This window comes from Shewanella donghaensis (genome assembly GCF_007567505.1).
Taxonomy (GTDB): domain Bacteria; phylum Pseudomonadota; class Gammaproteobacteria; order Enterobacterales; family Shewanellaceae; genus Shewanella; species Shewanella donghaensis.
Genome location: NZ_CP041783.1, coordinates 2,267,536 through 2,293,523, shown reverse-complemented (window position 1 = coordinate 2,293,523; position 25,988 = coordinate 2,267,536). Strand labels below are relative to the sequence as shown.

At 40.0% G+C, this 25,988-nt stretch carries 23 protein-coding genes; 18 read left to right on the top strand and 5 right to left on the bottom strand.

Annotated features, from left to right (window positions below):
* Positions 1–128 precede the first annotated feature (128 nt).
* From FPK91_RS09735 to FPK91_RS09725, 3 genes are all read left to right on the top strand, one after another.
* Positions 129–863, top strand: a complete 735-nt coding sequence (locus tag FPK91_RS09735; RefSeq protein WP_144210879.1) for an energy transducer TonB — start codon at positions 129–131, stop codon at positions 861–863.
* Positions 864–1,200: 337 nt separating this feature from the next.
* Positions 1,201–2,493 carry a serine/threonine transporter gene (locus tag FPK91_RS09730; protein ID WP_144210877.1) on the top strand — a complete coding sequence of 431 codons (1,293 nt, stop codon included), beginning with the start codon at positions 1,201–1,203 and terminating at the stop codon, positions 2,491–2,493.
* A 152-nt stretch (positions 2,494–2,645) separates the two neighbouring features.
* Entirely contained in the window at positions 2,646–4,013 is a 1,368-nt protein-coding gene (locus tag FPK91_RS09725) for an L-serine ammonia-lyase (protein WP_144210875.1), read from the top strand.
* A 109-nt stretch (positions 4,014–4,122) separates the two neighbouring features.
* Here the strand turns inward: FPK91_RS09725 and FPK91_RS09720 are convergent, their stop codons facing one another.
* On the bottom strand, positions 4,123–4,590 hold the full coding sequence (locus FPK91_RS09720; RefSeq protein ID WP_144210873.1) for a GNAT family N-acetyltransferase: 468 nt from the start codon (positions 4,588–4,590) through the stop codon (positions 4,123–4,125).
* Positions 4,591–4,699: 109 nt separating this feature from the next.
* On the opposite strand from FPK91_RS09720, the gene FPK91_RS21265 reads away from it, so the two are divergent.
* Positions 4,700–5,095 carry a hypothetical protein gene (locus tag FPK91_RS21265; RefSeq protein WP_405127348.1) on the top strand — a complete coding sequence of 132 codons (396 nt, stop codon included), beginning with the start codon at positions 4,700–4,702 and terminating at the stop codon, positions 5,093–5,095.
* 292 nt (positions 5,096–5,387) lie between these two features.
* The gene (locus tag FPK91_RS09710) at positions 5,388–6,728 is read left to right on the top strand and encodes a dicarboxylate/amino acid:cation symporter (protein ID WP_144210871.1); all 1,341 of its coding nucleotides are present in this window, start codon (positions 5,388–5,390) and stop codon (positions 6,726–6,728) included.
* Positions 6,729–6,824: 96 nt separating this feature from the next.
* Here the strand turns inward: FPK91_RS09710 and FPK91_RS09705 are convergent, their stop codons facing one another.
* Positions 6,825–7,238 carry an META domain-containing protein gene (locus tag FPK91_RS09705; RefSeq protein WP_144210869.1) on the bottom strand — a complete coding sequence of 138 codons (414 nt, stop codon included), beginning with the start codon at positions 7,236–7,238 and terminating at the stop codon, positions 6,825–6,827.
* 195 nt (positions 7,239–7,433) lie between these two features.
* Here FPK91_RS09705 and FPK91_RS09700 point away from each other — a divergent pair, with 195 nt between their 5' ends.
* From FPK91_RS09700 to FPK91_RS09690, 3 genes are all read left to right on the top strand, one after another.
* A complete protein-coding gene (locus FPK91_RS09700; protein WP_144210867.1) occupies positions 7,434–7,661 on the top strand; it encodes a hypothetical protein in 228 nt (75 codons plus the stop codon).
* Entirely contained in the window at positions 7,658–8,200 is a 543-nt protein-coding gene (locus tag FPK91_RS09695; RefSeq protein WP_144210865.1) for a GNAT family N-acetyltransferase, read from the top strand. Before FPK91_RS09700 ends, FPK91_RS09695 begins: the two co-directional genes overlap by 4 nt.
* 83 nt (positions 8,201–8,283) lie before the next feature.
* Positions 8,284–8,649 carry a hypothetical protein gene (locus tag FPK91_RS09690; RefSeq protein ID WP_144210863.1) on the top strand — a complete coding sequence of 122 codons (366 nt, stop codon included), beginning with the start codon at positions 8,284–8,286 and terminating at the stop codon, positions 8,647–8,649.
* Between the two features lie 54 nt (positions 8,650–8,703).
* On the opposite strand, the gene FPK91_RS09685 is transcribed toward FPK91_RS09690, so the two are convergent.
* On the bottom strand, positions 8,704–9,300 hold the full coding sequence (locus FPK91_RS09685) for a GNAT family N-acetyltransferase (RefSeq protein WP_144210861.1): 597 nt from the start codon (positions 9,298–9,300) through the stop codon (positions 8,704–8,706).
* Positions 9,301–9,617: 317 nt separating this feature from the next.
* Here FPK91_RS09685 and FPK91_RS09680 point away from each other — a divergent pair, with 317 nt between their 5' ends.
* Positions 9,618–10,220 (top strand): flavin reductase family protein, encoded by a 603-nt coding sequence (locus FPK91_RS09680; RefSeq protein ID WP_144210859.1) that lies wholly within the window; start codon positions 9,618–9,620, stop codon positions 10,218–10,220.
* A gap of 157 nt (positions 10,221–10,377) precedes the next feature.
* Here the strand turns inward: FPK91_RS09680 and metK are convergent, their stop codons facing one another.
* Positions 10,378–11,529, bottom strand: coding sequence for a methionine adenosyltransferase (gene metK / locus FPK91_RS09675; protein WP_144214300.1), 1,152 nt, complete (start codon positions 11,527–11,529; stop codon positions 10,378–10,380).
* Between the two features lie 577 nt (positions 11,530–12,106).
* Here metK and tkt point away from each other — a divergent pair.
* The 9 genes from tkt to FPK91_RS09630 all read left to right on the top strand — a co-directional run bounded on the left by tkt (position 12,107) and on the right by FPK91_RS09630 (position 23,689).
* Positions 12,107–14,101 (top strand): transketolase, encoded by a 1,995-nt coding sequence (gene tkt, locus FPK91_RS09670; protein ID WP_144214298.1) that lies wholly within the window; start codon positions 12,107–12,109, stop codon positions 14,099–14,101.
* A gap of 175 nt (positions 14,102–14,276) precedes the next feature.
* Positions 14,277–15,299 (top strand): erythrose-4-phosphate dehydrogenase, encoded by a 1,023-nt coding sequence (epd, locus tag FPK91_RS09665; RefSeq protein ID WP_144210857.1) that lies wholly within the window; start codon positions 14,277–14,279, stop codon positions 15,297–15,299.
* A gap of 86 nt (positions 15,300–15,385) precedes the next feature.
* Positions 15,386–16,561 carry a phosphoglycerate kinase gene (locus FPK91_RS09660; protein ID WP_144210855.1) on the top strand — a complete coding sequence of 392 codons (1,176 nt, stop codon included), beginning with the start codon at positions 15,386–15,388 and terminating at the stop codon, positions 16,559–16,561.
* Positions 16,562–16,807: 246 nt separating this feature from the next.
* The gene (gene fba / locus FPK91_RS09655) at positions 16,808–17,872 is read left to right on the top strand and encodes a class II fructose-bisphosphate aldolase (protein ID WP_102531936.1); all 1,065 of its coding nucleotides are present in this window, start codon (positions 16,808–16,810) and stop codon (positions 17,870–17,872) included.
* A 328-nt stretch (positions 17,873–18,200) separates the two neighbouring features.
* Positions 18,201–19,544: an MATE family efflux transporter gene (locus tag FPK91_RS09650; RefSeq protein ID WP_144210853.1), complete on the top strand. Its 1,344-nt coding sequence runs from the start codon at positions 18,201–18,203 to the stop codon at positions 19,542–19,544.
* A gap of 288 nt (positions 19,545–19,832) precedes the next feature.
* Entirely contained in the window at positions 19,833–20,573 is a 741-nt protein-coding gene (locus FPK91_RS09645) for a DUF481 domain-containing protein (RefSeq protein ID WP_144214296.1), read from the top strand.
* Positions 20,574–20,917: 344 nt separating this feature from the next.
* Positions 20,918–21,664, top strand: a complete 747-nt coding sequence (locus tag FPK91_RS09640) for a helix-turn-helix domain-containing protein (protein WP_144210851.1) — start codon at positions 20,918–20,920, stop codon at positions 21,662–21,664.
* Complete coding sequence (locus FPK91_RS09635; RefSeq protein WP_144210849.1) at positions 21,657–22,211, top strand: hypothetical protein; 555 nt, start codon at positions 21,657–21,659, stop codon at positions 22,209–22,211. Before FPK91_RS09640 ends, FPK91_RS09635 begins: the two co-directional genes overlap by 8 nt.
* A gap of 86 nt (positions 22,212–22,297) precedes the next feature.
* Positions 22,298–23,689 carry a hypothetical protein gene (locus FPK91_RS09630; protein ID WP_144210847.1) on the top strand — a complete coding sequence of 464 codons (1,392 nt, stop codon included), beginning with the start codon at positions 22,298–22,300 and terminating at the stop codon, positions 23,687–23,689.
* Between the two features lie 40 nt (positions 23,690–23,729).
* Here FPK91_RS09630 and FPK91_RS09625 read toward each other — a convergent pair whose 3' ends face one another.
* On the bottom strand, positions 23,730–25,967 hold the full coding sequence (locus FPK91_RS09625) for a PAS domain-containing protein (RefSeq protein WP_144210845.1): 2,238 nt from the start codon (positions 25,965–25,967) through the stop codon (positions 23,730–23,732).
* Between the last annotated feature and the right edge of the window lie 21 nt (positions 25,968–25,988).

Below are 25,988 nucleotides of genomic sequence, written 5' to 3'. Positions count from 1 at the left end.
TTGTTTTGTTTGGGTTAATTAATTGTGGTTAAATAAGCTGATTTGAAAATATGTAACAAAATATTTGGCAATAAATAGAATGCTTTACTAGGAGTTAAAAGGCACCTCAATTAAATAAAGGATTGTCTATGACTCAAGATAGCTTGCTTAATGGAAATAGCTTTGGCAATAACAGTACCAATCACTTTGACAATAACTTTGGCAATAACAGCGAAGGTAGTTTTATTGCTTTTGCTAATCAAAAAGGATTTAGTGTTACTGCAGTTGTGCAGAAAATGAGTATTTTAACCTTTGGCGCAGCAATGACTTTCGGCTTGTTTGCTTTTATGGCGCTGTTAGTTAGCAATGATCAAGTCTTTATCGATGAACCCAGTGCAATACCGGTTATTCAACTGGCCTTTAATACGCCAGAGCCCACAGTGAATAAGAAAATAATTCGCTTAAAACCCACTCCACCGGTTATTAAACCTCAAGTCACGAGTATTCCAACATCAACAAAAACTACGGGCGTAGGTATTCCTGTCGATATGACAGCGCCTCAATTACCGGCCACCAAAGAAGTTTACAATCAAGGCATGGGCACAAGTGATGCTATGCCAGTTGTGCAAGTGTCACCACAATATCCAATGGTGGCAGCGCGGGACGGACGTGAAGGTTTTGTTATTGTAGAATTTGATATTAATACTGTTGGAACGGTGATTAATGCCAGAGTATTGCAGGCTGAACCTAAAAGAGTATTTGATCGTTCGGCTATTCAAGCAATCAAAGGTTGGAAATACAAACCTAAAGTTGAACAAGGCATGCCAGTCATACAATCTAATCAACGTGTGAGGTTGGACTTTACCCTAGATAAAGTTCAGTAAATCGACAGAACACACTTCTATATAAGCTAGCAAGCAGTAAAGATAAATGACTGCTTGCTCGCTTTTTTCTAATCAAAATCTTTATTTTTGCAGGTTTAATTCCATACTAGATGTGACATTAAATAATATTAGCTGTTGCTTTATTAGTGCTGCTGTTAAACCACTGCGGCGGATTTGTTAATGTGGTGATCGACCCTAATTGCGACCGAGCAGATCCCGATCTCAATATATCGTGATTATTAAATAGTCGGGCTCAAAAATGATCTAGATCATTTTTCTCTAACAAGAATTCTATATTCTTCGCGGTGAAATCAGTTACCTCATTAAGGTCATTTTTATGCAAAGAGAAACTACCAGTGCGCAGGACGTTACTGTTGACGCTCAAGAAGAGCAAACTCAAGTAAAAGGCTGGACTCGCCAAGATACTACCTGGATGCTAAGCCTATTTGGTACCGCAGTGGGTGCCGGTATTTTGTTCTTACCTATTAATGCAGGAATGGGAGGATTTTGGCCCTTAGTTATGATGGCCGTTATCATTGGCCCAATGACATATCTTGCTCATCGCGGCTTATCTCGTTTCGTTTGTTCTTCTAAAAATCCTGGCAGTGACATTACCGAAGTTGTTGAAGAGCATTTTGGTGTGAGCGCGGGTAAAGCGATTACTGTTTTATATTTCTTTGCTATTTTCCCTATTGTACTCATCTATGGCGTTGGTATTACTAACACCGTTGATAGTTTCATTGTCAATCAGCTTGGCTTTACTTCCCCTCCACGTATTATTTTATCTGCAGTGCTGATTATAGGCATGATGTCAGTAATGGTTGCGGGTGAGAAATTCATGTTGAAAGTGACTCAATTCTTAGTTTATCCATTAGTGGCTATTCTCGCATTTATGTCTTTCTATCTGATCCCTGACTGGAAGATGGATGCATTAAACGTTGTGCCATCAACAGGTGAGTTCCTTGGTACTGTTTGGTTGACTATTCCTGTATTGGTATTCGCTTTTAACCATTCGCCAGCTATTTCACAGTTCTCTGTGTCACTTAAGCGTGAGCATAGTAATAACGCTTCTAAAAAAGCTGATGTGATTCTTCGTAACACTTCAATGATGCTTGTTGGCTTCGTGATGCTGTTTGTTTTCTCATGTGTTTTATCGTTAAGCCCAGCGCAACTTGCTGAAGCTAAAGATCAAAACTTAGCGATTCTGTCTTACCTTGCTAATGTGCACTCAAGTGGTTTTGTTAGCTACTTCGGTCCAATCATTGCGTTTATTGCCATTATCTCTTCTTTCTTTGGTCACTACCTAGGTGCCACTGAAGGCTTGAAAGGTATGATTACTAAGCAGTTACGTACTAGCAAAAAAGAAGTGTCAGATGCCAAAATCAACAAATTCATCCTTGGCTTTATGTTCTTTAGTATCTGGATTGTTGCGGTTATTAACCCAAGTATCCTAGGTATGATTGAAGCGTTAGGCGGTCCAATTATTGCTGCGATTCTTTACCTTATGCCTATGTATGCAGTGTATAAAGTACCGGCGTTAAAAGCGTATCGTGGTCGTATCAGCAATGTGTTCGTCGTTATCGCAGGTTTACTTGCTATGACAGCGATTCTATTTGGCCTAATGAGCTAAATCGATTTAAACGTATTGAGCATGGGGAGTATCAATGATGCTCCTCTTTTTCATTGTTAACGTGTTTTCTCGTTGAAATGCTTCAAATCATCGTAGGGATTTGAGCTTTCGGAGCGACAAGTTACTTAAGTAATAAGTGTTGAGGTTTATCTATGTTTAGTGCATTTGAAATCTTTAAAATTGGTATTGGTCCATCAAGTTCTCATACCGTTGGTCCAATGAAAGCAGCTAATCGTTTTATTGATGATTTAATCAAAAAAAGTCAGCTTACACAGATTACTAAGTTTACCGTGGACGTTTATGGTTCACTGTCGCTAACTGGAAAAGGTCACCATACCGATATTGCTATTATCATGGGCTTAGCAGGCAATGATCCTGAAACTGTTGATATAGACAGTATTGAGCCTTTCATCGCACAAGTTGAGAAAACCCAAGAGATAATCATTGGTGATGCTATTCATCATGTTGACTTTCCTACAGATGCTTTGGTATTTCATTCTGAAACATTACCACTGCATGAAAATGCCATGAAGCTGCACGCTTGGATAGGCGATGACTGTGTATACAGTAATACCTACTATTCCATTGGTGGCGGATTTATTGTTGATGAAGCTGAATTCAATCAGACTCATAGCAACGGCGTTAAAGTGCCATATCACTTCAATTATGCTGATGAACTTATGGCTCACTGTAAAGAGTCTGGTTTAAGTATCAGTGGCTTAATGAAGCAAAATGAATTGTGCTTTCGCAGCGAAGAAGAAATGTATACCGGCTTTAATCTGGTATGGAAAACCATGCAGGCAGCTATTGAAAAAGGCTGTAACACTGAAGGTGTTTTAGCTGGACCGTTAAAGGTATCTCGCCGTGCACCAGCATTGCATCGTGAATTAATGCGTTGTGAGCGCCTAAGCAATGACCCAATGGAGATTATTGATTGGGTTAACTTGTTTGCGTTGGCAGTCAGTGAAGAAAATGCTGCTGGTGGTCGAGTGGTGACTTCACCGACCAATGGCGCGGCAGGGATTATCCCTGCTGTATTGGCATATTATGATAAATTTATTCAAAAAGTTGGCCCTAAAGAATGCAGTCGCTTCTTTTTAGCTGCGGCGGCTGTGGGTTCGCTTTATAAGCGTAACGCTTCTATTTCAGGTGCTGAAGTTGGCTGCCAAGGTGAGGTGGGTGTCGCGTGTTCAATGGCAGCTGCTGGTCTAGCTGAGTTAATGGGTGGTTCTCCGACTCAAGTGTGTATTGCTGCTGAAATTGGCATGGAACATAATTTGGGTTTAACGTGTGATCCTGTAGCTGGCCAAGTTCAGGTGCCTTGTATTGAGCGTAATGCGATAGCGTCAGTTAAAGCGATTAACTCATCACGTATGGCGATTCGTCGTAACTCTGAGCCACGGGTTAGCTTAGATAAAGTGATTGCGACAATGTATGAAACAGGCAAAGACATGAATGCTAAATATCGTGAAACCAGTCAAGGCGGGTTAGCGATTAAAGTGACTAATTTATGTGCCTAAACGTATGCAGTTTACTGTATAAAAACGGCTTAATAATATGTTGCTGATAATCTCGAATCTCAGTTGAATTCGAATTAAAAGGCTTTCAGTTGAAAGCCTTTTTTATGGCTTATTCAGCTGAAGCATCGCCTTCTGCTAATTCTTCAAACATCAAATAATGGCTTTGTTCCATGCCTAATGCTTTATAGGTTTGTTGTGCTCTAAGATTATCGTGCTCAACATATAATCTGAAACTGGCTGCGCCGCCCATTTCTTCTGCCATGGCTTTTACTTGCTGATAAAGCTTGGCGTAAATACCTTGGCGACGATTTTGCGGGAGAATATAAACGCTTTGGATCCAGCAATAGTTAGTAGCACGCCAATCGCTCCATTCAAGCGTCACCATTAAAGAACCCGCAATTTCACCATCAATTTCAGCGACTAAGTAAAAGCCTTTTTCAGGGCTGTTAAGCATAGTGTTAACACCCTTGGTGAGCGTGTCATTGTCTAAAATGATATTTTCAGTTTCTAATGCCATTGCTTGGTTAAATGCAACTAATGCTGCTAAGTCAGTATCTTGGCCTTTTCTAATTTGCATTGCGCTTCCTTGTTTAGTTATTCTTATTTAAAAAATAGGCAATTTTTTATTCGACTAAAGTCTAAGCTGCTAAGCTTATTAATAATCAACTTTTTACTTTGAGGTGGTTATGACTAAGTCAATTTCACAACCCAAATCGGTTACTCAGCCGGTTTCTAATCAGGGTATTTCAATGAGGTCATCTTCTCGTCGTTATCAATATCGAGTGATACGTTATAAATCACACCCAAATAGAATCTATTTAGATCATGCTACTACAGTAAAACCGCTTTCACAGCCTTCGATTAATCATTTACTGCATTTTGTATTAACGCTGCTGACTTTCGGCTGTTGGGGAGTAGTTTGGTGGTGGTTAATTCTTAAATCTCGCGGTGAGCAGAATAATTTTCTTGCGGGTTTTGATGACGACTATTGGAGCTATTTAATCGAAAGAGAACGTCCGCCTGCAGCACTGTATCCCTTGAAGATCGGTGAGGTTAATAACGAGAGTATTTTCGAAGCTTAGATGTTAACTAAATAGGACGATGAGTTAAACAAAATGGTGGAAAACTCTAGCCGAGAAGCGAGTTTAATCACCTTGAATATATTATAGGGTAGAGACTTGGTTAAAATGACCTAGATCATCTTATTCAGCATATTAGTCATGCTAGTATGCGTCGCTGTTTTTATTGCGATTTTCTTACATTTTTTCTTTGTGGAATATGTAAAATAACACCGAATATGAATAAATTCGTAGATGAATAACTGCAGCGAATGTCATTACTCAACCCTATAATATAATTCAAAAGGTTTCCTACATGTCAAAACATGCTCCTTCACTTCTCGGTCGAGGCTGGTCTCGCTGGATGTCAGTCCCTTTGTGGTTACAGATCCTCATAGGTATGGTGCTAGGTATTATCGCTGGTGTTAGCCTAGGTCAAGATGCGAGCTATTTGAAACCTATTGGAACTTTGTTTGTAAATACCATCAAAATGTTAATCGTTCCTTTAGTTTTTTGCTCGTTAATTGTCGGTGTTACTTCGATGCAAGACACGGCAAAAATGGGACGTATCGGTTTTAAATCTTTTGCTTTTTATCTTGGTACAACCTCTATCGCGATTAGTATTGGTTTATTGGTTGGTCACATTATGCAACCAGGTGCAGGTCTAGGGCTTAAAGGCGCTGAAGTGGCCAGTGATGTTGTTGAAGCCCCAACCTTGATGGACACCTTAATCAATATCATCCCGACTAACCCTGTGGCGGCATTAGCTAATGGCCAGATACTGCAGGTGATTGTTTTTGCTGTGGCATTAGGTATTTCGTTAGTGTTGATTGGCGAGCGCGGTAAGCCAGCCATTCGCCTTTTTGAAAGTCTAGCTGAAGCGATGTTTAAACTGACTGACATGGTTATGAAATTAGCACCTTATGGCGTGTTTGGCTTAATGGCGTGGGTTGCTGGTGAGTATGGCTTAGACATGTTAATGCCATTGATTAAGGTGATCATCGCGGTTTACTTGGGTTGTGCATTACATGTATTAGGTTTTTACAGCATAGTGTTAACTGTGTTTGGTAAGTTAAACCCAATACAGTTCTTTAAAGGTATTGGTAACGCAGTGGCTGTGGCTTTTACCACTTCAAGTTCTGCTGGAACCTTACCAGCGAGTATGAAGTGTGCCAGTGAAAACTTAGGCGTTAATAAGAAAATTTCAAGCTTTGTGCTGCCTTTGGGTACCACCATCAATATGGATGGTACAGCACTTTACCAAGGGGTAACGGCATTGTTTGTTGCTCAAGCTTTTGGAATTGATTTAACCTGGGTTGAATATATTACCATTATCCTCACAGCAACCTTAGCGTCAATTGGTACTGCAGGTGTGCCAGGTGCCGGTCTTGTGATGCTGACTTTAGTACTTACCACCGTAGGACTTCCGTTAGAAGGCGTAGCAATCATTGCAGGTATTGACAGAGTGTTAGATATGGCACGTACTGTGGTCAACGTTTCAGGTGATTTAGTGGCGACGACTATTATTGCACGTTCTGAAAATGAATTAGATATTGAACATTATAATGCCGATATGGAGCAGTCTGAGATTATTGTCCAACATGCAGAAGCAGATTTACACCAGAAAGTGGCTGATAACGTAAAATCATCGAGTTAATCTAAACGATAAATGTTATCGAAAAAAAAAGAGTGAAGCTAATGCTTCACTCTTTTTTTATATAATTTCAATACGTCAGCAAAATAGATTTCTAGATTACTTTTTAGTGAGAACCAATAATGTCGCACCATCTTCAGATTTTAGTAGCAACTTACCGGATTTAGATTGGGTCATTTTCACTACTAACGGCATCGCTTTCATGATGCTTTGTTCTTGCTGCATCAATACATCTACGCAGGCCATTCTGGTTGCGCCAGCAGAAGACAAGCTAAGCTGGTTTTGCTGTTGAGAATAATCACCAAAGAATTGATTGCAACTGTTGTTACCTGTTAGCTTTCCATCTTCTGCAAAATTCATTTGAGCTGGGCTGTGATCAATGACAGCGTTAGATAAGACAGTCTCAATATGCCAGTCGCCAATTAGATTAATTTCTTCTGCTTGTTGTGTTGTGCTTTGGCAAGCACCAAGAGTGAAAATAACTAAGCAGGCAGTGAAGAGTGGTTTGATCATGGTACGAATATTCCAATGTGGTCATTATTAGGCATAGTATATACTGACTTCAGCGGTTATTTTATAACTTATAGATGATTTAATGAGAAATTATCTGCTTTGTCATGGTAACTTTTTGCTATTTTGTTTCAAATGAGAATGTCTTATAGACATAAGACGATATAATTGTTTTTTAACTCAACAAGAGTTGTGCTGATGAGTAAATTTTTTAAAATAATGCATATGGTTGGTTTATTATTTGTAGGCGTTGGTGCAGGTTTATATCTATTGACTGATGTAGCAAATGAAGTCTCCGGAATGCTTACAATAGCCAGTTTGATTGGGTTGGGCTTCGTCATTATGGCTCCATATCCGGTGGTACTGATTTTTGAATGGTCTCAAAAACAGCAACTCAATTCAAATGAGGATGATGCAAACAAATGACAGTGAGTTACCGGTTAGCAAGGTTAAATGATGCAAAAGAAATTGCCCATCTTGAGTTAACGCACATGAATGATGAACTTGCGCCAGGTGCGCAAGCAATGTCAGGTCAACATTTTACTGAACAACAATTATCAGTCTTAATTAATCAAGGTTGGATCATGTTGGCCATCGTTGATCATGCCATTATTGGATATGTTATTGCGGGCCCATGGTCAATTTTTAAATCATGGCCTATTTATCAACATATTTTGAAGCGTTTACCCAGTATCGAAATAGGCTTTAGCACGCTTTCTGAAAAAAATAGTTGTCAATATGGCCCTATTTGGATTGATTCACGTCATCGTGGTCAAGGAATTTTTGAAGTTTTAGTCAGTAAGCTAAAGCGTGATGTTGGGCAAAAATATACCTATATGGTGACCTTTATTGCTGAAGATAATGCATTATCATTAGCCGCCCATACCCGTAAAGCATCCATGGAAGTGGTAGATTACTTTGGCTTTCAACAACGTGATTATTATTTATTATTGCTAGCAAATTAGCTGTCTAATGCTAATGGTTAAAGGTTGTGCTAATCGCTAATCGCTAATCGCTAATAGATCAAGATGAGGTTTAAGAGATCACTATGGAACAAAATACAACTCAGCTATTTGATGAATTATTTACACCCTATTTATCGTTAAGGTTATCAGCATTCGAAAATTTAAAGATTGTCGTGGGTGTGCTTGCTGCCAATGATTTAGCTTGTGAAGCATTTGAGCTTAATAAGCTGCCGATAACCAGCGGGAATGCTCAGTCAGTATATGCAGTGAAGTGGCAGAATCAATGGGTTTTATGCGGTCGTTCAAATGGTTATCAAGAACAGATAGCACTCAGTACCGACAATAATTTACTGGATACAGATAATGGCCGGTTGATGAATGTGCCAGTTTTATCATTACAGCAGATTTCCTTTATGTGTGTCGAAACCGCACATTTTGATCATTGCTAATAAGGCTGTTGTTACGAGACCGTTTAAACTCGATTTTTTACGAGATTGTTTTAACTAGATGGTTTTACGCGATTGCAACTGCATTAGCACCAATGGTTTTTGTGGTGAATGATGTTTTAGATAAAGTTGTTGGATATCATTTGTCGCAAGTTTTACCTCATTAAAGCCATGCTCTTTATAAAGTTGGGTTAAATGGGGGAGGGCAAAGACAAAACATTGCTCGCATTTTAGTTTTTCAGCAATGAATGCTAGCAATCTATGGGCAAGTCCACCACCTCTATACTCACTAGCAACAACAAGGCCGGTTACCAACTGATATTGGCCAATGGGTTTTATTCTTACTACCGCAATAATGTTATTTTCAGGATGATTGCGACTCTTTCCATTATCAATAGCTGCACTAGAAACTGTATTAATAGTTTCATCAATTCCAGCATCAATTGCAGAATAAATAGTCGACTGCTGTAAATTGATATTTTTAGCCATGATAACCGCTATATCTTCTTTTATTGTTGGCTTTGAATAGGGCATCTGTTGTTTGTAAAACTGTTTTAGCATTGACCAGCACTTCTGTTGCACGGATGTCATCGCTGGTGTTATTGCCGTTTTGGGTTGAGTGGCATCATCAAATAACCATTGGGTTTTACGCATTGAATTTCTTACCTATTAGAATGCTGAGTTATAAAATTCTGAAAGATGACAGCTTATTCTATTGTTATTGGTTGGCACAATTTTAATGTTTAATTGGTGGCTTAGATAGAAAAGACTCGCTTCATTACTCCCTAGTTGGAATTGAACGATTTTCATTCTGAACAGTGATTTGATATCTTGAAAAGCAGTTTCATCTTCAACCGATCAAAATGTGTTGAGTTAACGTATTTCTCTAAATCCAAATAGCGTATATATCTGACACCGTTTTATTCAAGCTGAATGTGATTTACCCTATTAAGAATATTTGCGAGAGCCTAATGTTATTGTCGCCAGAACAGTTAAGTAAGCAACAAATATATAAGTTATTGATTGGTGGAGTAACGCCTAGACCCATCGCATGGGTTTCCACTATTTCTGTTGATGGGGTGGCCAATTTAGCGCCATTTTCATTTTTTACTGTGGCCAGCGCTAACCCGCCAGTGCTGTGTTTTAACCCTATGGGCATGGATGATGGTCAGGAAAAGGACACGTTAGCTAATATTCGCCAACAGGGTGAATTTGTCATCAATACAGTGAGCTATCCTGATTTAGCGGTGATGAATGAAACTTGCCATCAAATTCCTGCCGATATAGATGAGTTTGAATATGCCAACATTGAAAAAGCCCCTGCGTCTATAGTGAAGCCAAGTCTCGTTAAGCAAGCGCTAGTTAGCTTTGAGTGCCAGCTTAATCAGATTATTGATTTGGGCCATGAAGAGTTATCAGGGCACCTAGTATTAGGTAATGTCGTCGCTATTCATGTTCAAGATGACATCATTGAGGATTTTAGAATCGATAGTGACAAATTAGATGCCATAGGAAGAATGGCCGGCAGTGATTACAGCTTAACCAGAGAGAAGGTTCAGCTTACTCGTAAGTAGTGGCTGTCTATGTGTTCTGCAGAAGCATAGCAAATGTAAACCATGGCGAATTTAAACCATAGCAAAATAGCCAAAGTGAATTAATCAGCAAATGATAGATATAAAAAAACCGTCAATTGACGGTTTTTTTAGTTTTACATATTGTTGCTATGGCTAATTATAGGCCGGCATCAGCACGTAAAATTTCAGCTTTATCTGTTGCTTCCCAAGGGAACTCGTTACGACCAAAATGGCCATAAGCAGCTGTGCTTTGGTAGATTGGGCGAGCCAAATCTAACATTGCTGTTAATCCATATGGACGCAATTCAAAATGTTGGCGAACCAATTTGATTAATACGTCTTCAGATACTTTACCTGTACCGAATGTTTCGATGCTGATCGATGTAGGCTCTGCAACACCAATAGCGTAAGACACTTGAATCTCACAACGTTCAGCAAGACCTGCAGCAACAATATTCTTTGCAACATAACGTGCAGCGTATGCCGCACTACGGTCAACTTTTGATGGGTCTTTACCTGAGAAAGCACCACCACCGTGACGAGCCATACCACCGTAGGTATCAACGATAATTTTACGGCCAGTTAAACCACAATCGCCTACTGGGCCACCGATAACAAAACGGCCAGTTGGGTTAATGAAGTACTTAGTCTCTTTATTTAACCACTTTGAAGGTAATACTGGCTTGATGATTGTTTCCATCACACCTTCGATTAAGTCTTCTTGGCTGACATCTTCACGATGCTGAGTTGATAATACGATAGCATCGATACCAACAATTTTACCTTCATCATAAGCAAAGGTGACTTGGCTTTTTGCATCAGGGCGAAGCCAAGGTAAAGTGCCATCTTTACGTACTTCAGACTGACGCTTCACTAATTTGTGTGCGTAAGTAATCGGTGCTGGCATTAGTACGTCAGTTTCGTTACTTGCGTAACCAAACATTAGGCCTTGGTCGCCAGCGCCTTGCTCTGCAGGGTCTGTGCGGTCAACACCTTGATTAATATCAGGTGACTGTTTACCAATGGCGTTTAAAATCGCACAAGAATCAGCATCAAAACCCATATCTGAATGGGTGTAACCAATTTCACGGACAGTTTTACGGGTGATTTCTTCGATATCGACCCATGCTGAAGTGGTGACTTCACCGCCGACTAATACCATGCCGGTTTTAACGTAAGTCTCACAAGCAACGCGAGCTTTAGGATCTTGCTCTAAAATTGCGTCTAATACTGCATCAGAAATCTGATCAGCGATTTTATCTGGATGACCTTCTGAGACCGACTCAGAGGTGAACAAGTGGTTTGCCATAGTTGGTAAATCTCGTCTTTTTGAATTTGAACGTGTAGAAGCATCTACATCTAGACGTCTATAATAATTCAATTTGGGTTTGATGACACCCCTTAGAACTAATATATGTTAAAAATTGTGCAATCATTCAAATATTTAGAAAAATCCACTTTTGACTGTTTTAGATATCAATAAATTAATCTTATGAAATTTATGCAGTTATTTAACTTTTTAGCTCCAACCTTATGGTTTAAATGGGCGGAAATAGAACAATTATTTTAGTTGAATATTATTAATTTTGACTGTTTTAAAACGTTTTTGGCAATAAATATTCACATCGTTTAATACGCAGAACGGTGATTTTGGATCAGGCATTCTTTCTTGAATGTTAAGTAAGGGTGTAAAAAGTTATATAAGTGTTAGCGCTAACATGGTATAAATTTGAGCCGTTTACTATCTTGTTTAGCTGGGACTTGGTCGTCAGATGCAAAAAATTGCGACTTATATCTAATAATAATTTGCGTCCCATCGCTGAGTAGGGGAAAATATGTCCCCACAATTGCCCGCTAGACCTCATCATCAACAAGCAGGAGAGAGCATGTCATCTCGTAAAGAACTCGCCAACGCAATTCGTGCGTTAAGTATGGATGCCGTTCAAAAAGCAAATTCTGGACACCCAGGCGCACCAATGGGTATGGCAGATATTGCTGAAGTGTTATGGAATGATTTTTTAAAGCATAACCCAACCAACCCAAACTGGGCTGATCGCGACCGTTTCGTATTATCAAATGGTCATGGTTCAATGCTTATCTACTCTTTACTGCATTTATCGGGTTACGAACTTCCGATTGAAGAACTAAAACAGTTCCGTCAGCTACATTCTAAAACGCCGGGTCATCCAGAATTTGGTTACACACCGGGTGTTGAAACTACTACTGGTCCTTTAGGCGCTGGTATCAGTAATGCTGTTGGTATGGCGATTGCTGAAAAAACATTGGCTGCCCAATTTAACCGTCCAGGTCACGAGATTGTCGATCACAACACTTATTGTTTCTTAGGTGATGGTTGTTTAATGGAAGGTATCTCCCATGAGGCATGTTCATTAGCGGGAACTTTAGGTCTTGGTAAGCTAGTTGCATTCTGGGATGACAATGGTATTTCTATCGATGGTCACGTAGAAGGCTGGTTCACTGACGATACCCCTAAGCGTTTTGAGTCATACGGCTGGCATGTTATTGCTGGTGTTGATGGCCACGACAGTGACGCTATTCGAGCAGCAATCGCAGAAGCTAAATCAGTAACAGACAAGCCAACAATGATTTGTTGTAAAACTGTCATTGGTTTTGGTTCGCCAAACAAGTCTGGTAGTCATGATTGTCACGGCGCACCACTGGGTGATGCAGAGATTGCAGCTGCACGTGAATTCCTTGGTTGGCCACATGCCCCATTTGAAATTCCTGCTGATGTTTATCAAGGTTGGGATGCTAAAGAAGTTGGTGTTGCTAACGAAAAAGCATGGGATGAAAAATTTGCAGCTTATAAAGCAGCAGAGCCAACGCTTGCTGCTGAATTTGAGCGTCGTGTATTAAACGGTGACTTACCTGCAGATTTCGAAGCAAAAGCACAAGCCTTTATCCAAGAGTCTCAAGATAAAGCTGAAGGTATTGCCAGTCGTAAAGCATCACAGAATTCAATTGGTTTCTTCGGTGAAATGTTACCTGAACTTCTAGGCGGCAGTGCTGACTTAGCGGGTTCAAACCTAACACTTTGGTCTGGTTCTAAAGGTATTCAAGACGATCCAGCTGGTAACTACATCTATTACGGTGTACGTGAATTTGGTATGAGCGGCATCATGAATGGTGCATCGCTTCATGGCGGTTTCATCAATTATGGCGCAACTTTCATGATGTTCATGGAATATGCACGTAATGCAGTGCGTATGTCTGCACTTATGGGTATTCAAAACATCTTCGTTTATACCCATGATTCAATTGGTCAAGGTGAAGATGGTCCTACTCATCAACCTGTTGAGCAATTAGCTAACTTACGCATGACACCAAACATGACAGTATGGCGTCCATGTGATGCTGCTGAAACTGCAGTATCTTGGAAATCTGCGATTGAAACCCGCAAGTCTCCAACGTCATTAATCTTTAGCCGCCAAGGCCTAAAAGCTCAAGCGCGCACAGCTGAGCAGTTAGTCAATGTCGCTAAAGGTGGTTACGTACTTTCTGATTGTGAAGGTACTGCTGACGTTATCTTGATTGCGACGGGTAGTGAAGTTCAACTTGCCATGGATTCTGCAGCTGCATTGACTGAAAAAGGTCAAAAGGTTCGCGTTGTGTCTATGCCATCTACTAACGTATTTGATAAGCAAGATGCAGCCTATAAAGAGTCTGTATTACCAGCTTCTGTACTAAAGCGTGTAGCCATTGAAGCAGCACATGTAGATTTCTGGCATAAATATGTTGGTTTCAGCGGCGCTATTGTTGGTATGTCTACTTTCGGTGAATCAGCGCCTGGTGCTGACTTACTTAAGCACTTCGGCTTTACTGTTGATAATGTGGTTAATACTGTTAACTCATTAAGTTAATCAATAAGCGACTAAATTAAAGGGTAAACTTTTGACCTTTTAATCTGTATAATGACGGCCTGCAATCACTTGCAGGCCGTTTTTTTATCTGAATTCTGCAGATTACTGTTAATATAAGTACTGTTAATATAAGTGCTGTTAATATGAGTACTGTTAAGAGGAAGCTTAACCCTCAATGATCCGAGTTGCTATTAATGGTTATGGCCGAATAGGCCGTTCAATCTTGCGTGCCTTATATGAATCAGGTAAACGTCAACAGATCCAGATCGTGGCAATTAATGAACTTGCCAAACCAGCTGCTATTAGTCATTTAACCCAATATGACACTACCCATGGCCGCTTTCAAAATACCGTAAAACTGCATGAAGACCAATTACATATTGGCGATGATGTCATCCAACTATTTCATCAACCAGACGCCAGCAAGCTACCTTGGGCTGAGTTAGGTATTGATATTGTTTACGAATGTACGGGTAGTTTGATTGAGCGAAAAGCTTGTGAAGCCCATCTTGTCGCTGGCGCAAAGCAAGTGTTGATCAGTCATCCATCTTCTGCCGATGTTGATGGTACTATTGTGTTTGGGGTTAATGATCACTTACTGCAAGCACATCATACTGTGGTATCCAATGCATCTTGTACGACTAACTGTATTGTTCCTGTCATCGATGTACTTGATAATCACTTTGGGGTTAAAAGCGGCGCGATTACCACGATTCATTCGGCAATGAATGATCAGCAAGTGATCGATGCTTACCATGATGATTTACGGAGAACACGGGCAGCGGGCCAGTCTATTATTCCTGTCGACACCAAACTTGCCCGGGGTATAGAGCGAATACTGCCGCATATGAAAGATAAGTTTGAAGCGATTTCTGTGCGGGTTCCAACCATTAATGTTACCGCCATTGATTTATCAGTCACGCTTGATAAACCGGTCGATATTGCACAAATAAATAATGTATTAGAGCATGCAGCTAGTGGGCAGTTTAATGCCATTCTAGGTTATACCGATGAGCCTTTAGTATCGTGTGACTTTAACCACGATCCACGCTCAAGCATCGTTGATGGCACTCAAACCAGAGTGAGTGCAGGCCATTTGGTGAAGCTGTTACTTTGGTGTGATAACGAGTGGGGCTTTGCCAATCGAATGCTCGATACCAGTCTAGCAATGATTAACGCTAAAAATACTGGCAACTAATTTATGTCTAATGAGCGCTTTATCTACCCAGGTAAAGCGCTCATTAGTAACAACAGTTTTATTTTTAAATTATAAGGAAAGTCTCAATGGCTATTATCAATATGAGTGAATTGGATTTAAACAATAAGCGTGTGCTTATTCGTGAAGATCTTAATGTTCCAGTCAGTGATGGTGTTGTTACCAGTGATGCCCGTTTACGCGCAGCTTTACCAACGATTAAGTTAGCACTTGAAAAAGGCGCTGCAGTGATGGTGATGTCTCACCTTGGCCGCCCAACAGAAGGCGAGTTTAATGCTGAGTTTTCTATGCAGCCAGTGGTTAACTACTTGCAAGATGCACTTGATTGCCCTGTGACGTTAGCTGCTGATTACCTTGAAGGTGTTGCTGCAAACGTGGGCGAAGTCGTTGTCTTTGAAAACGTGCGCTTTAATATTGGCGAAAAGAAAAATGATGAAGTATTAGCTAAAAAGCTTGCTGAATTATGTGATGTTTATGTCATGGACGCCTTTGGTACTGCGCATCGTGCTCAAGCTTCTACTCACGGTGTTGGCTTACATGCTCCTATTGCTTGTGCTGGTCCATTACTTGCTGGTGAACTTGAAGCTTTAGGTAAAGCATTAGATAACCCAGCACGCCCAATGGTGGCTATTGTGGGTGGTTCGAAAGTATCAACTAAGTTAACTGTACTTGAAAGTTTATCAACCAAGGTTGATCAGTTAGTTGTTGGCGGTGGTATTGCTAATACCTTCGTTGCAGCAGCAGGCCATGAAGTCGGCAAGTCATTATTTGAAGCTGATTTAGTCGATGAAGCTAAGCGCTTAGTGGCGAATGCTCAAAGCCGTGGTGGTGATATCCCTGTCCCTACAGATGTCGTTGTTGCGAGTGAGTTTAGCCCGACTGCAACAGCAACATTAAAGTCTGTTGCAGATGTCTCAGATACCGACATGATTTTTGATATCGGCCCAGACAGCGCTGAAGCGTTAGCAAAAATTATTGAAGCTGCGGGTACGGTTGTTTGGAATGGCCCTGTGGGCGTATTTGAGTTTGATCAATTTGGTGCGGGCACAAAACGTATTGCACAAGCGATTGCCGATTCAAATGCATTCTCTATTGCGGGTGGTGGCGATACATTAGCTGCTGTCGATAAATACGATATTGCTGATAAAGTGTCTTACATTTCTACTGGTGGCGGCGCGTTCTTGGAATTCCTTGAAGGCAAAGAATTACCAGCAGTTGCGATGCTTGAAAAACGCGGTTCATAAATTAAGTAAACATACTTTTAGCTGGTATTCATTATTAACCTTGTAAGCCAAAGAGTGAGCAAGGTTATTAATGGGCTAAAAGTAATAAGATTGTTGTTCGAAAATTATAATTATTAGAAAAAAACCGCTCTTATTATTTATTGGCTATGTGATTCGTTCGCAATGTTTATAGATCTATAAGGGTATAAAAATCAATCCAAGCGATAGCGACCTAGGTGAGTAATCACCCTATTTTTGGAGTTAAAAATGGCCTTAATATCTCTACGACAAATGTTAGATCATGCAGCAGAACACGGTTATGGTGTTCCAGCATTCAACGTAAACAACCTTGAGCAAATGCGTGCAATTATGCAAGCTGCTGAAGCGACTGACAGTCCTGTCATCGTCCAAGCATCTGCTGGTGCTCGTAAGTATGCTCGTCCACAGTTTCTTAAATATTTGATGGCTGCAGCACTTGAGCAGTATCCAGATATTCCAGTATGTATTCATCAAGATCACGGTACTGATCCTGATATTTGTCAGCGTTCAATCCAGTTAGGTATGTCATCAGTGATGATGGACGGTTCTTTGATGGCAGATGGTAAAACACCTGCATCATACGATTACAATGTTGATGTGACTCGTCGTACCGTTGCTTTCGCACATGCTTGTGGTGTGTCAGTTGAAGGTGAAATCGGTTGTTTAGGCAGTTTAGAAACTGGCGAAGCAGGCGAAGAAGATGGTATCGGTGCTGCTGGTATCCTAACGATGGATCAAATGCTAACTACGCCTGAAGAAGCAGCTCGTTTTGTTTCTGACACTCATGTAGATGCACTTGCGATTGCGATTGGTACTAGTCATGGTGCTTATAAGTTCAGCCAACGCCCAACGGGTGATGTGCTGCGTATTGATCGTATCAAAGAGATCCACGCCCGTATTCCTAACACTCACTTAGTTATGCACGGTTCATCTTCAGTACCACAAGAGTGGCTGCAGATCATTAACCAGTACGGCGGTGAAATCCCAGAAACTTACGGTGTACCTTTAGAGGAAATCGTTGAAGGGATTAAGCATGGTGTTCGTAAAGTGAATATCGATACTGATTTACGTTTAGCATCAACAGGTGCAGTACGTAAGTTCTTAGCTGAAAACCCTGCTGAATTTGATCCGCGTAAATTCTTGAAAGCGTCAATGGAAGCAATGGCTGACATTTGTACTACACGTTATGAAGCATTTGGTTGTGCTGGCATGGGTTCTAAAATTAAGCCTAAGTCACTACAAGCAATGTACAAAGCTTATCAATCAGGTGAGTTAGATCCTCAAATTAACTAATTTGGTTATTTGCTATTAACGATCAATTACCAAGGATTAATTATCAAGGGAACTAAAATGAAGTTTCATTAGGTTTTTTATGGTAACTGATTGATTAATAATAGTACTAAAAGCTCAGCGTTTTTCGCTGGGCTTTTTTATTGGATTTTTATTGGTTGCATATTAGTTTTTAATTGAAAATAGCTTGTGTCATTAGGGCTTATAGCGCATTATCCCCGCCCTTAAAAATGGACTTGAAATTGAATCAATACGAAACGAAAGCGTCATGAACACTCGTTATGCTAACCAAAGGATTGTACTTACCATTATCCATTATTGAAGTATTACTATGCACGCTAAACCCAATGCCCCGTTATCGCTTTTCTCCCTGACTTGGCCATTATTTTTTGATTTTGCGCTGCACTTTTTGACCGCAGCTTTAAATACATTAATGATCAGCCGAGTGTCTTATCAAGGGGTTGCCGCACTGTCAGTGGGCAACATGGTATTTGAACTCTCGATAACGCTGTTTAGCTTCGTTAGTATTGGCGCCAGTGTGGTGATCACTCAATATCTTGGAGCCAATAATAGGGCAACGGCTAGAGACGTTGTATACTCGTCGATAGGGTTTAATTTATTAGTGGGTGTGGTTGCGGCGTTAGGGGTATTTAGTGGTGCAGGATTAATTCTACATCTAATGAATTTACCTGCTGAATTGATACCTGATGGCAAACTCTATCTAAAGATTGTGGGCATATGCTTAATACCTGAAGCGATGGCAATGTGTCTTGCTGCAGGGATGCGAGCCCATGGCTTTACCCAACAAGCTATGTGGGTCACTTTACTGATGAATGTGATTACCTTTTGCGGCAACTTGCTGTTACTTTACGGCTGGTTTGGTTTGCCGCAAATGGGCGTGGCTGGTGTGGCTATTAGTACGGTTGTAGGGCGCTTAGTGGGCATGATATTAATGGCTTACTTATTTGTTAAGTACACCAAAATCCCACTTAAACTGCTTGAAATTATCAAACCTAAAAAGCAGCTTCTTAATAAAGTTTTTCATATCGGACTGCCTGCAGCCGGAGAAAATATTTCTTGGATGCTGCAATTTATGGTGGTGACGGCCTTTGTGGGATTAATGGGCGATAAAGCCCTCGCCGCACAAGCTTTGTACTTCCAAATTTGTATGTTTATCTTGTTGTTCGGCTTATCTATTGGCATTGGTAATGAGATTATTATTGGTCATATGATAGGCGCCAAACAATATCAAGCTGCTGAAGCACAAATGTATAAAGCACTCAAGATAGGGCTAATCGTCACCACCATAGTGGCAGCATTAGCTGCTGCGTTTGGCGAGCATTTAGTGGCCTTTTTTACTGACGATGCAGATATTCTCACTATGGTGGGGCAATTGTTTATCTTGACGTTATTAATGGAACCAGGTCGGACATTTAACCTGGTAGTCATTAATGCCTTAAGAGCCAGTGGCGATGCACGCTTCCCATTTTTTATCGGCCTTATCTCTATGTGGTGTATTGCTGTGCCTGGGGCATACTTTTTAGGGGTACATTTAGATTTAGGCTTAGTAGGTATTTGGTGTGCTTTAGCTGTGGACGAGTGGGTTAGAGGCTTATTGATGCTATGGCGTTGGCGCAGTGGTCGATGGCGTAAAAAGAGCTTAATCCTTGCATAGGCTAAATCTTAACACTCTATTTTAGTGCTTAGTCTAAGAACTCAATCTAAAAGCTGAGTCTTAGTACTAAGTTAATTAGCTCTATTTATTCACTCAGTTAAAGTGCCTGTTAAAGTATCGGATTGAAGTAAGGGTTTAAGTCAAGCGGTTAGGTTTAGCTTGGATGAATTAATTTGTGTCAAGTTGTTCATATGTTCAGATGTTTTTCAATTTTGCTGCCAAAGTGTTAGTATGCCGTTCGGTTTTTGGGGTGAATTTGAAATAATTGTAATGAAAGGATTTGATGACATGAATAAATTGCTACTCGCTGCCGCTGTATCTTTAGCAATGCCATTTGCAGCCCATGCTGGCGCAGACTTTGTTGAAGGCGATAAGACCTTTGCTGGTGAAGCTGAATTAGGTGCAACACTCACCACTGGTAATACCGATACTGCTTCTGTTAAAGCGCGTTTAGGCTTAAAGCAAGAGTTAGGGAATTGGGAAAATGCGTACCTACTAGAAGGTTTGTATAACGAAGATTCAGGTGAAAATACTGCTAAACGTTATTATGCTGGTGCTCAAGGTGATTATATCTTTGACGACAAGAATTACTTGTTCGTTACAGCAAATTATGAAGCCGATCCATTCACTGGTTTTGACTACAAAATGATTGCTTCTAGTGGTTATGGTCATAAATTTATTGATACAGCAGATGTATTCTTAAGCGCTGAAATTGGTCCTGGTTATATCTATAAAAAATTGGACGATGAGCAATCTGCCGCGCTAGGTTATGATTCTGAAGACAGTATAGTAGCCCATGGTGCACTTAACTTTTCTTATGCCATCACTGAGACATCTAAATTCACTCAGTTATTTGTTGCTGATTATGGTGATAATTTAGAAGGTCGTTCTGAGTCAGCTTTAACGGCTAACATTGTTGGCGCGCTAGCGATGAAGTTTGCTGTTATTGTTCGTTATAACAGTGAGCCTTTAGATAACAAGAAAAGTACTGATACTGAAACTAACATGACATTACTTTACGCTTTTTAAAGTTAATATCATGCTTAAAAAGCCGAGCCTAGCTCGGCTTTTTTGTGTCTATTGTTTCAGTGTAAATGTTACATCTCTATTGGCTATAATTAACTAACTTTTCCTTGTAAAGGTGGTGATTTTCTAATAGGTAATAGGCGATAAACTGACTTAAAGTCAATGTCGCTTAACATTTAGCTATAGCTGTTAACAGGTGTGTATTCTGTGGGCAGGCGGAATAGAAATTACGGGGGCTAGTTCACGGTTTTTAGTCTTGATGAATTATCAGCTGCTTCGATCACAATTTCACAATATTCTCTGGCGTATAATCATACTCCATATTGGAAACGTGAGATTTATTACACATGCAGATCGGTTGTTGTTGGTTTGATGATGAGCGTCAAGAGCTTATTAATCAATCTAATGCTACTACATGGCAACTCAATAAAAATGAATACTGGGTGTTGAGCTTATTAGCTAAACACCGAGGGCAAGTTGTGCCTGTCGAACTGCTTTCTTTTCCAAATGATGAGAGTTATCAGCAACGAATATCAGATGTCGACCTAGAAGAGATCGTTAAGAATCTTAGAGATTATCTCGGACGATCCCATCGTAGTTTAATTGAGCTGATTCCATCTCAAGGGATTATTCTTTATAACAAAACGATTGCTAGTCGCAACAGTTTGTTTGACTCACCCAACAAAGCAATTTCTTATGCCCAATATATTCTCATTATTTTAATGACTTTGATTGCTTCTTTTTTTGTTTATTCGAACCTTAATGGTCCTGATTACATTACCCCTGATGCCAGCCGTCAGTTTACGACCCAAGATGGCAATGTGGCTAATCTGTATTTGTACCGCTCCTTGTCAAGTGACCTTAATATGGATTCTTTGGCAAATGAAATGGCCGACTATCTTAAAGTGTGCAAAGTCATGCCTTGGGATGCAATTTCAGCAACCATGTCAAAAGACAACTACGCAATAAGTATTGTCATGAAGAAACGCTTAGCAACTGAATGGCGCTTTCATAATATTAAAGTAACCCGAGATCAGCTTCAGTATGATTTTGTTACACCAGAGTGGCTAGAAAAGGTAAATATTTGTGGTTAAAAAGTTAGCCGATTTTCTGATGTCTAAGCTTGGGCGAGTTGTTTTCTTAGTTGCCAGTTTAATAATATTTTTTAGTTCAATATTTTTGCTAGAATATTTTGCTGACTCTCGAGATATTTGGACTTTCGATTGTCATAGCGACATGTACGAATTTAGTACAGAACAAGATACCGTCGTAGAACATGAGCAAGGGCTATTATATTTGTCTTTGTCGATGAACAAGAAGCAAATTAGTTTAGATTATTATAATTCTAAAGGCTCAAAAGACCATGAATACGCTTCTTTTGAGGGCGAATTGACAGAGCTTGAAGTGGGTGATGTTATCTACGAGCTTGCACTTGAGTTAAAGGACTTTCAATTTCAAGAACATAATCCGTTTCTTCATGATTACCTCTTAAGAGAGCTTCATATTTCAGATGAACAATTAGCGCTGCACAATAAGATAACCGTTGCAGTGCAAGTTATTGAGATGGATATAAAGAAGAAGTACATTTTGATCAAGTTTAAGCCTTATAACATGCTGTGGGCCTGCCTACTGCACGAATAATGGTGTTGTTTTAATGATTTACATATCACTTCCCTAATGAAATTAGTTATAGTAAAGCTAATTCCTGTTATTGAAATGCGTCTAACGTGGCTAAAGTTAAAGTAAAAAAAGAAGAATCTCTTTCGATTAAGTTCAGCCACCAAATGGAGGTTGGGCATCAGCGTAGTATCGATTTATTTTTTTTCCTTCCTACAGAAATGGGCATTGGTGAGAAAACCTTAGATGAAGAAGAGTATTACCATAGTGCTATGGTAGGTCGACGTTCTTATTATTCTAAAGGTCTGCATTTACCCTTAGTTCAAAACCGTTTTGCCAGCATTAACAAACGCACGAAAGAAGAATTCCGCCTCTATCTTAATTTATTCGCCTACCAATTTGCTGTCGCGATTGAAACTGATGCCAAAGAACTACTTCAACTCACTGAGCCTGAAGAGTTTTATCCTGCATTAATGGAACTCGGTGAGTCAGTAAAACAATTGCTGAAGAAATTTCGTCGTAACGAACCTAGCGATGAAAAGTTAAAGTCCTATTTTGGTAATGCTGACAATTACTTATCCTGGTTTTGTGAACAACAGCTATTAAAAACCATTGCTCATCGACCAAGAAGCGCCGAGTTTAGCTATGTGAAAGATCAAATCGTGGCACTTTGTCGCGCTGAAAACCACTACCGCGAAGAAGAGAAAAAGTATAATTCAAAAGGCACTAAGCAAGACGCCAATCGCATTTCAAATAAAATGCTGTTATTGCGGCGCCTAATCCAACAAGGGGTGGTATTAAAAGAAGAGCTTAAACCACTGGGTGTAGGTTTAAAGAAGTTTGTCACTGGGCTTGCAACAGCATTAGTGATGATTGTTGTGTCTGCGCTTATCATTAAGGCGCAAGGTGTGTTTAGCGGCTTAACCATGAGCTTAGTGTTGACGCTGGCGGTCATTTACGGTTTTCGTGAAATATTTAAAGAAGATGTAAGGGTTGCGATGTGGCGCTATATTCAGCGGGGACGGCCGCGCTGGAGTCGAATTCTGCGGGATACTGGCAGTAAAATAGTCATCGCAAAACAGTTGGTTTGGCTCGACTTTATGCGCAGCCAGGATATCCCTGCAGCTGTTGCTGATATTATGAAGCAGCGACATAGCCAGAATAAAGTCGATGCAGAAGTTTTACGTTATCGTATATCCACCAAGGTCACCAATAAAGAGTTTGATGCAGGCTATTCTCAAATTCAAGAACAGGTGAATTTCAGCTTAGTGCCTTTTGCGCGTCATTTAGACCGGGGTAAAGCCAAAATTTATAAAGAGGTGGATGGCAAGGTCAGTAATGAGTCTGTTGAAAGACGTTATCAGGTCAATCTCGTTGCGGTATTACAAGAGGGTAAAGGTCCACTTGAATATGCCCGTTATAAAGTGACGATGAGCCGCTCCAATATTATTGAAATTACTCAAAGTAAATTACCGGCAGGTCTGTTAGAAATTGGGGAATAGTCGCATTCCCCAATCTAGATTTCTGGCTGTCAGCTGAGCATTAAACTTGTGGTCTGCGAGTAAATGCTTGGCAGATATTTTGATTGCCTGTTTGTTTTGCTCGCTTAACGGCGACTTCCGCATTATTGAGATATTGTTCAAAAGAGTGTTGTTCTAAGTATCCTGAAATACCAATATTAACCCCTTCTTGAAGCTCTTTTTGCTCTAATCTATCCATAATACTCATCGCGTACTTATGTGCTTGGATTGAGTCACTTAATGGCAACAGAATCACCAATGACCCAAGACGCCAATGAGCTATCTGAAAGCCTGTGGGTAGGTCGATAAGCAGTTGCATTTCAATATCACGTTGACGTTGCTCAAGATGGTCAATATCACTGATATGGCTGATGACGCCTTCAGGGTTAATATCCATGATCAACAAGCAAGTCTGCTCGCGACTAGACTCTGTTAATGTGCAAAAGTGTAATTCTAATTCTGATAGCTGCAACACCATAGAACTGAGGGGCACCTGCTGGTTTGGCAGCTGTTTTAGTGCACTTGGTGGTAATAAATTTTCTAAGGTACAAATAAAGTATTCATGTTCTCCATCCGGAGATTGCTCTGCCCGAATGTTAGCCTTTAAACTGGTATTGAAAGGCGTATCATTACTGGCATTTATCTGTCCTTTCCATTTACCGTGCAAGCTGATCCGGCTATTAATATCTGCCCATTGTAAATCGATGTCGTCACCAAATAAATTAAGGATATTATTATCACTTTGGTCAGTGAGTGCCATGAGCTTTTTGAATTTAAGATTGTATTTGAGTAATTGGCCGGTTGAATCCGTCAATGCTGTAGCGACTGAACTTTCAGATAATAACTGATAGCGATAGGCTTGTTCTTTTGTTTTGGTTAATTCGCTAATATTTTCAAAGGTGACAATCCAATAACCTTCATTTTTTGAACCTTTATGTCCAGGTTGGCAGCATACTGACAGAGTACAATGCTTATCGTTTAAATTGACACAGCCTTTCCAGCTTAGATTGTTATTCATAGCACTAACTAATTGCTTATATTGAGCATCCTCTAATTCTAATACTCGCTGTAAACTCCGCTCAAAGAGTTCGTCTATCGCTATTAATAAGGTATTAGCAGCATGTTCATTAGCCTTAATTATTCTGCCTGTATTATTCACAATTAAGCAGTTTTGATTCATATTAAACAGTGAACTCGCCAGACTTATGCTGTTAGTGTTGGCATGTTCCTCAAGCGAAAATCGATGTCTTAATATTAATAAACTAGAGGCTAGACCAGCCACAACAAATGAGAAAAATATCAAAATATAGCGCCATTTCTCGAATTTGGCGGCAATATCTGCATGGCGAATATAAGACAGTAAATAGTACTCCCTCACACCGGCATCTTCCGGTGCTATTTCTACCTTCAAAAATACATAAGTCGCATTGGTACTATGAAATTGCCCAAAATGGGTACTGGACATTTGCTGCCATAATTCGGGGTATGTTTGTATCATGCTACTGCCTAAGGTATTAGGCATTTTTTTCATTGGATAATGCTGATTTGCACCTGAGTTAAGCGTCCCATTAGCACCAATTAATAGTAACGGAGAGTTATGATCGAAAAAGGCTGTTTTAATTGACTGCAAAATTTCTGTCACTGAGTTATAGGTGACTAAATAACCACGAATACTTTGATCTGGGTTTTCTATCCAAGCTAATTGATAGACATAGGGAACTGTTTTTCCGTCAATGGTGGCAAACTGTATCTCTGAATAGTAGGTATCATTGCCGCCCATAGTTTTATCTGAATTAAGAATGAACTCAGGTATTTTAATATTACTAAATACTTCTGTGGTGGTGATACGTTGGTTGCCTTGGGGATCAAATAAGGTTAAGCCCATTAACTCGGGAATATGGTTTAATAACGTGGCCCAATTAGCTTCTAATTTTTCACGTCTTTCTGCTGTAGGACTAGACAGATACTGTTTCATTAATTCAGCTTTAGCGAAAGCTTGGGTTCGGAATTGAAGAAAGTTAACTTTATCGGAAGCGAGTGTCCCTACTGTTTGTAATTCGCTGTAACGCTTATCAGCCCAATCTTCTTGTAAGCGCCTTTCTCCTAGATTTAGGATTAAGGTTGTGAGGATGATGATACTGAGCAGCATCAATATTAGTTGACTGGATAAAGCCAATAGATGAGCTCGAGTCCAGTGAATATTTTGGGTGGAAATAAGAACAAACTTAGAGACGTTTTTATTCGCGTATCGTTTAAACATTAACTTACTTATTTTTAACAG

Coding starts and splice junctions, on each gene's coding strand:
- FPK91_RS09645 (WP_144214296.1), top strand. CDS start 19,833: ATGAATAAATTGCTACTCGCTGCCGCTGTATCTTTAGCAATGCCATTT.
- FPK91_RS09680 (WP_144210859.1), top strand. CDS start 9,618: ATGTTATTGTCGCCAGAACAGTTAAGTAAGCAACAAATATATAAGTTA.
- epd (WP_144210857.1), top strand. CDS start 14,277: ATGATCCGAGTTGCTATTAATGGTTATGGCCGAATAGGCCGTTCAATC.
- FPK91_RS09720 (WP_144210873.1), bottom strand. CDS start 4,590: ATGCAAATTAGAAAAGGCCAAGATACTGACTTAGCAGCATTAGTTGCA.
- FPK91_RS09705 (WP_144210869.1), bottom strand. CDS start 7,238: ATGATCAAACCACTCTTCACTGCCTGCTTAGTTATTTTCACTCTTGGT.
- FPK91_RS09685 (WP_144210861.1), bottom strand. CDS start 9,300: ATGCGTAAAACCCAATGGTTATTTGATGATGCCACTCAACCCAAAACG.
- FPK91_RS09710 (WP_144210871.1), top strand. CDS start 5,388: ATGTCAAAACATGCTCCTTCACTTCTCGGTCGAGGCTGGTCTCGCTGG.
- FPK91_RS09735 (WP_144210879.1), top strand. CDS start 129: ATGACTCAAGATAGCTTGCTTAATGGAAATAGCTTTGGCAATAACAGT.
- fba (WP_102531936.1), top strand. CDS start 16,808: ATGGCCTTAATATCTCTACGACAAATGTTAGATCATGCAGCAGAACAC.
- FPK91_RS09625 (WP_144210845.1), bottom strand. CDS start 25,967: ATGTTTAAACGATACGCGAATAAAAACGTCTCTAAGTTTGTTCTTATT.
- FPK91_RS09695 (WP_144210865.1), top strand. CDS start 7,658: ATGACAGTGAGTTACCGGTTAGCAAGGTTAAATGATGCAAAAGAAATT.
- FPK91_RS09660 (WP_144210855.1), top strand. CDS start 15,386: ATGGCTATTATCAATATGAGTGAATTGGATTTAAACAATAAGCGTGTG.
- tkt (WP_144214298.1), top strand. CDS start 12,107: ATGTCATCTCGTAAAGAACTCGCCAACGCAATTCGTGCGTTAAGTATG.
- metK (WP_144214300.1), bottom strand. CDS start 11,529: ATGGCAAACCACTTGTTCACCTCTGAGTCGGTCTCAGAAGGTCATCCA.
- FPK91_RS09725 (WP_144210875.1), top strand. CDS start 2,646: ATGTTTAGTGCATTTGAAATCTTTAAAATTGGTATTGGTCCATCAAGT.
- FPK91_RS09690 (WP_144210863.1), top strand. CDS start 8,284: ATGGAACAAAATACAACTCAGCTATTTGATGAATTATTTACACCCTAT.
- FPK91_RS09650 (WP_144210853.1), top strand. CDS start 18,201: ATGCACGCTAAACCCAATGCCCCGTTATCGCTTTTCTCCCTGACTTGG.
- FPK91_RS09700 (WP_144210867.1), top strand. CDS start 7,434: ATGAGTAAATTTTTTAAAATAATGCATATGGTTGGTTTATTATTTGTA.
- FPK91_RS09730 (WP_144210877.1), top strand. CDS start 1,201: ATGCAAAGAGAAACTACCAGTGCGCAGGACGTTACTGTTGACGCTCAA.
- FPK91_RS09640 (WP_144210851.1), top strand. CDS start 20,918: ATGCAGATCGGTTGTTGTTGGTTTGATGATGAGCGTCAAGAGCTTATT.
- FPK91_RS21265 (WP_405127348.1), top strand. CDS start 4,700: ATGACTAAGTCAATTTCACAACCCAAATCGGTTACTCAGCCGGTTTCT.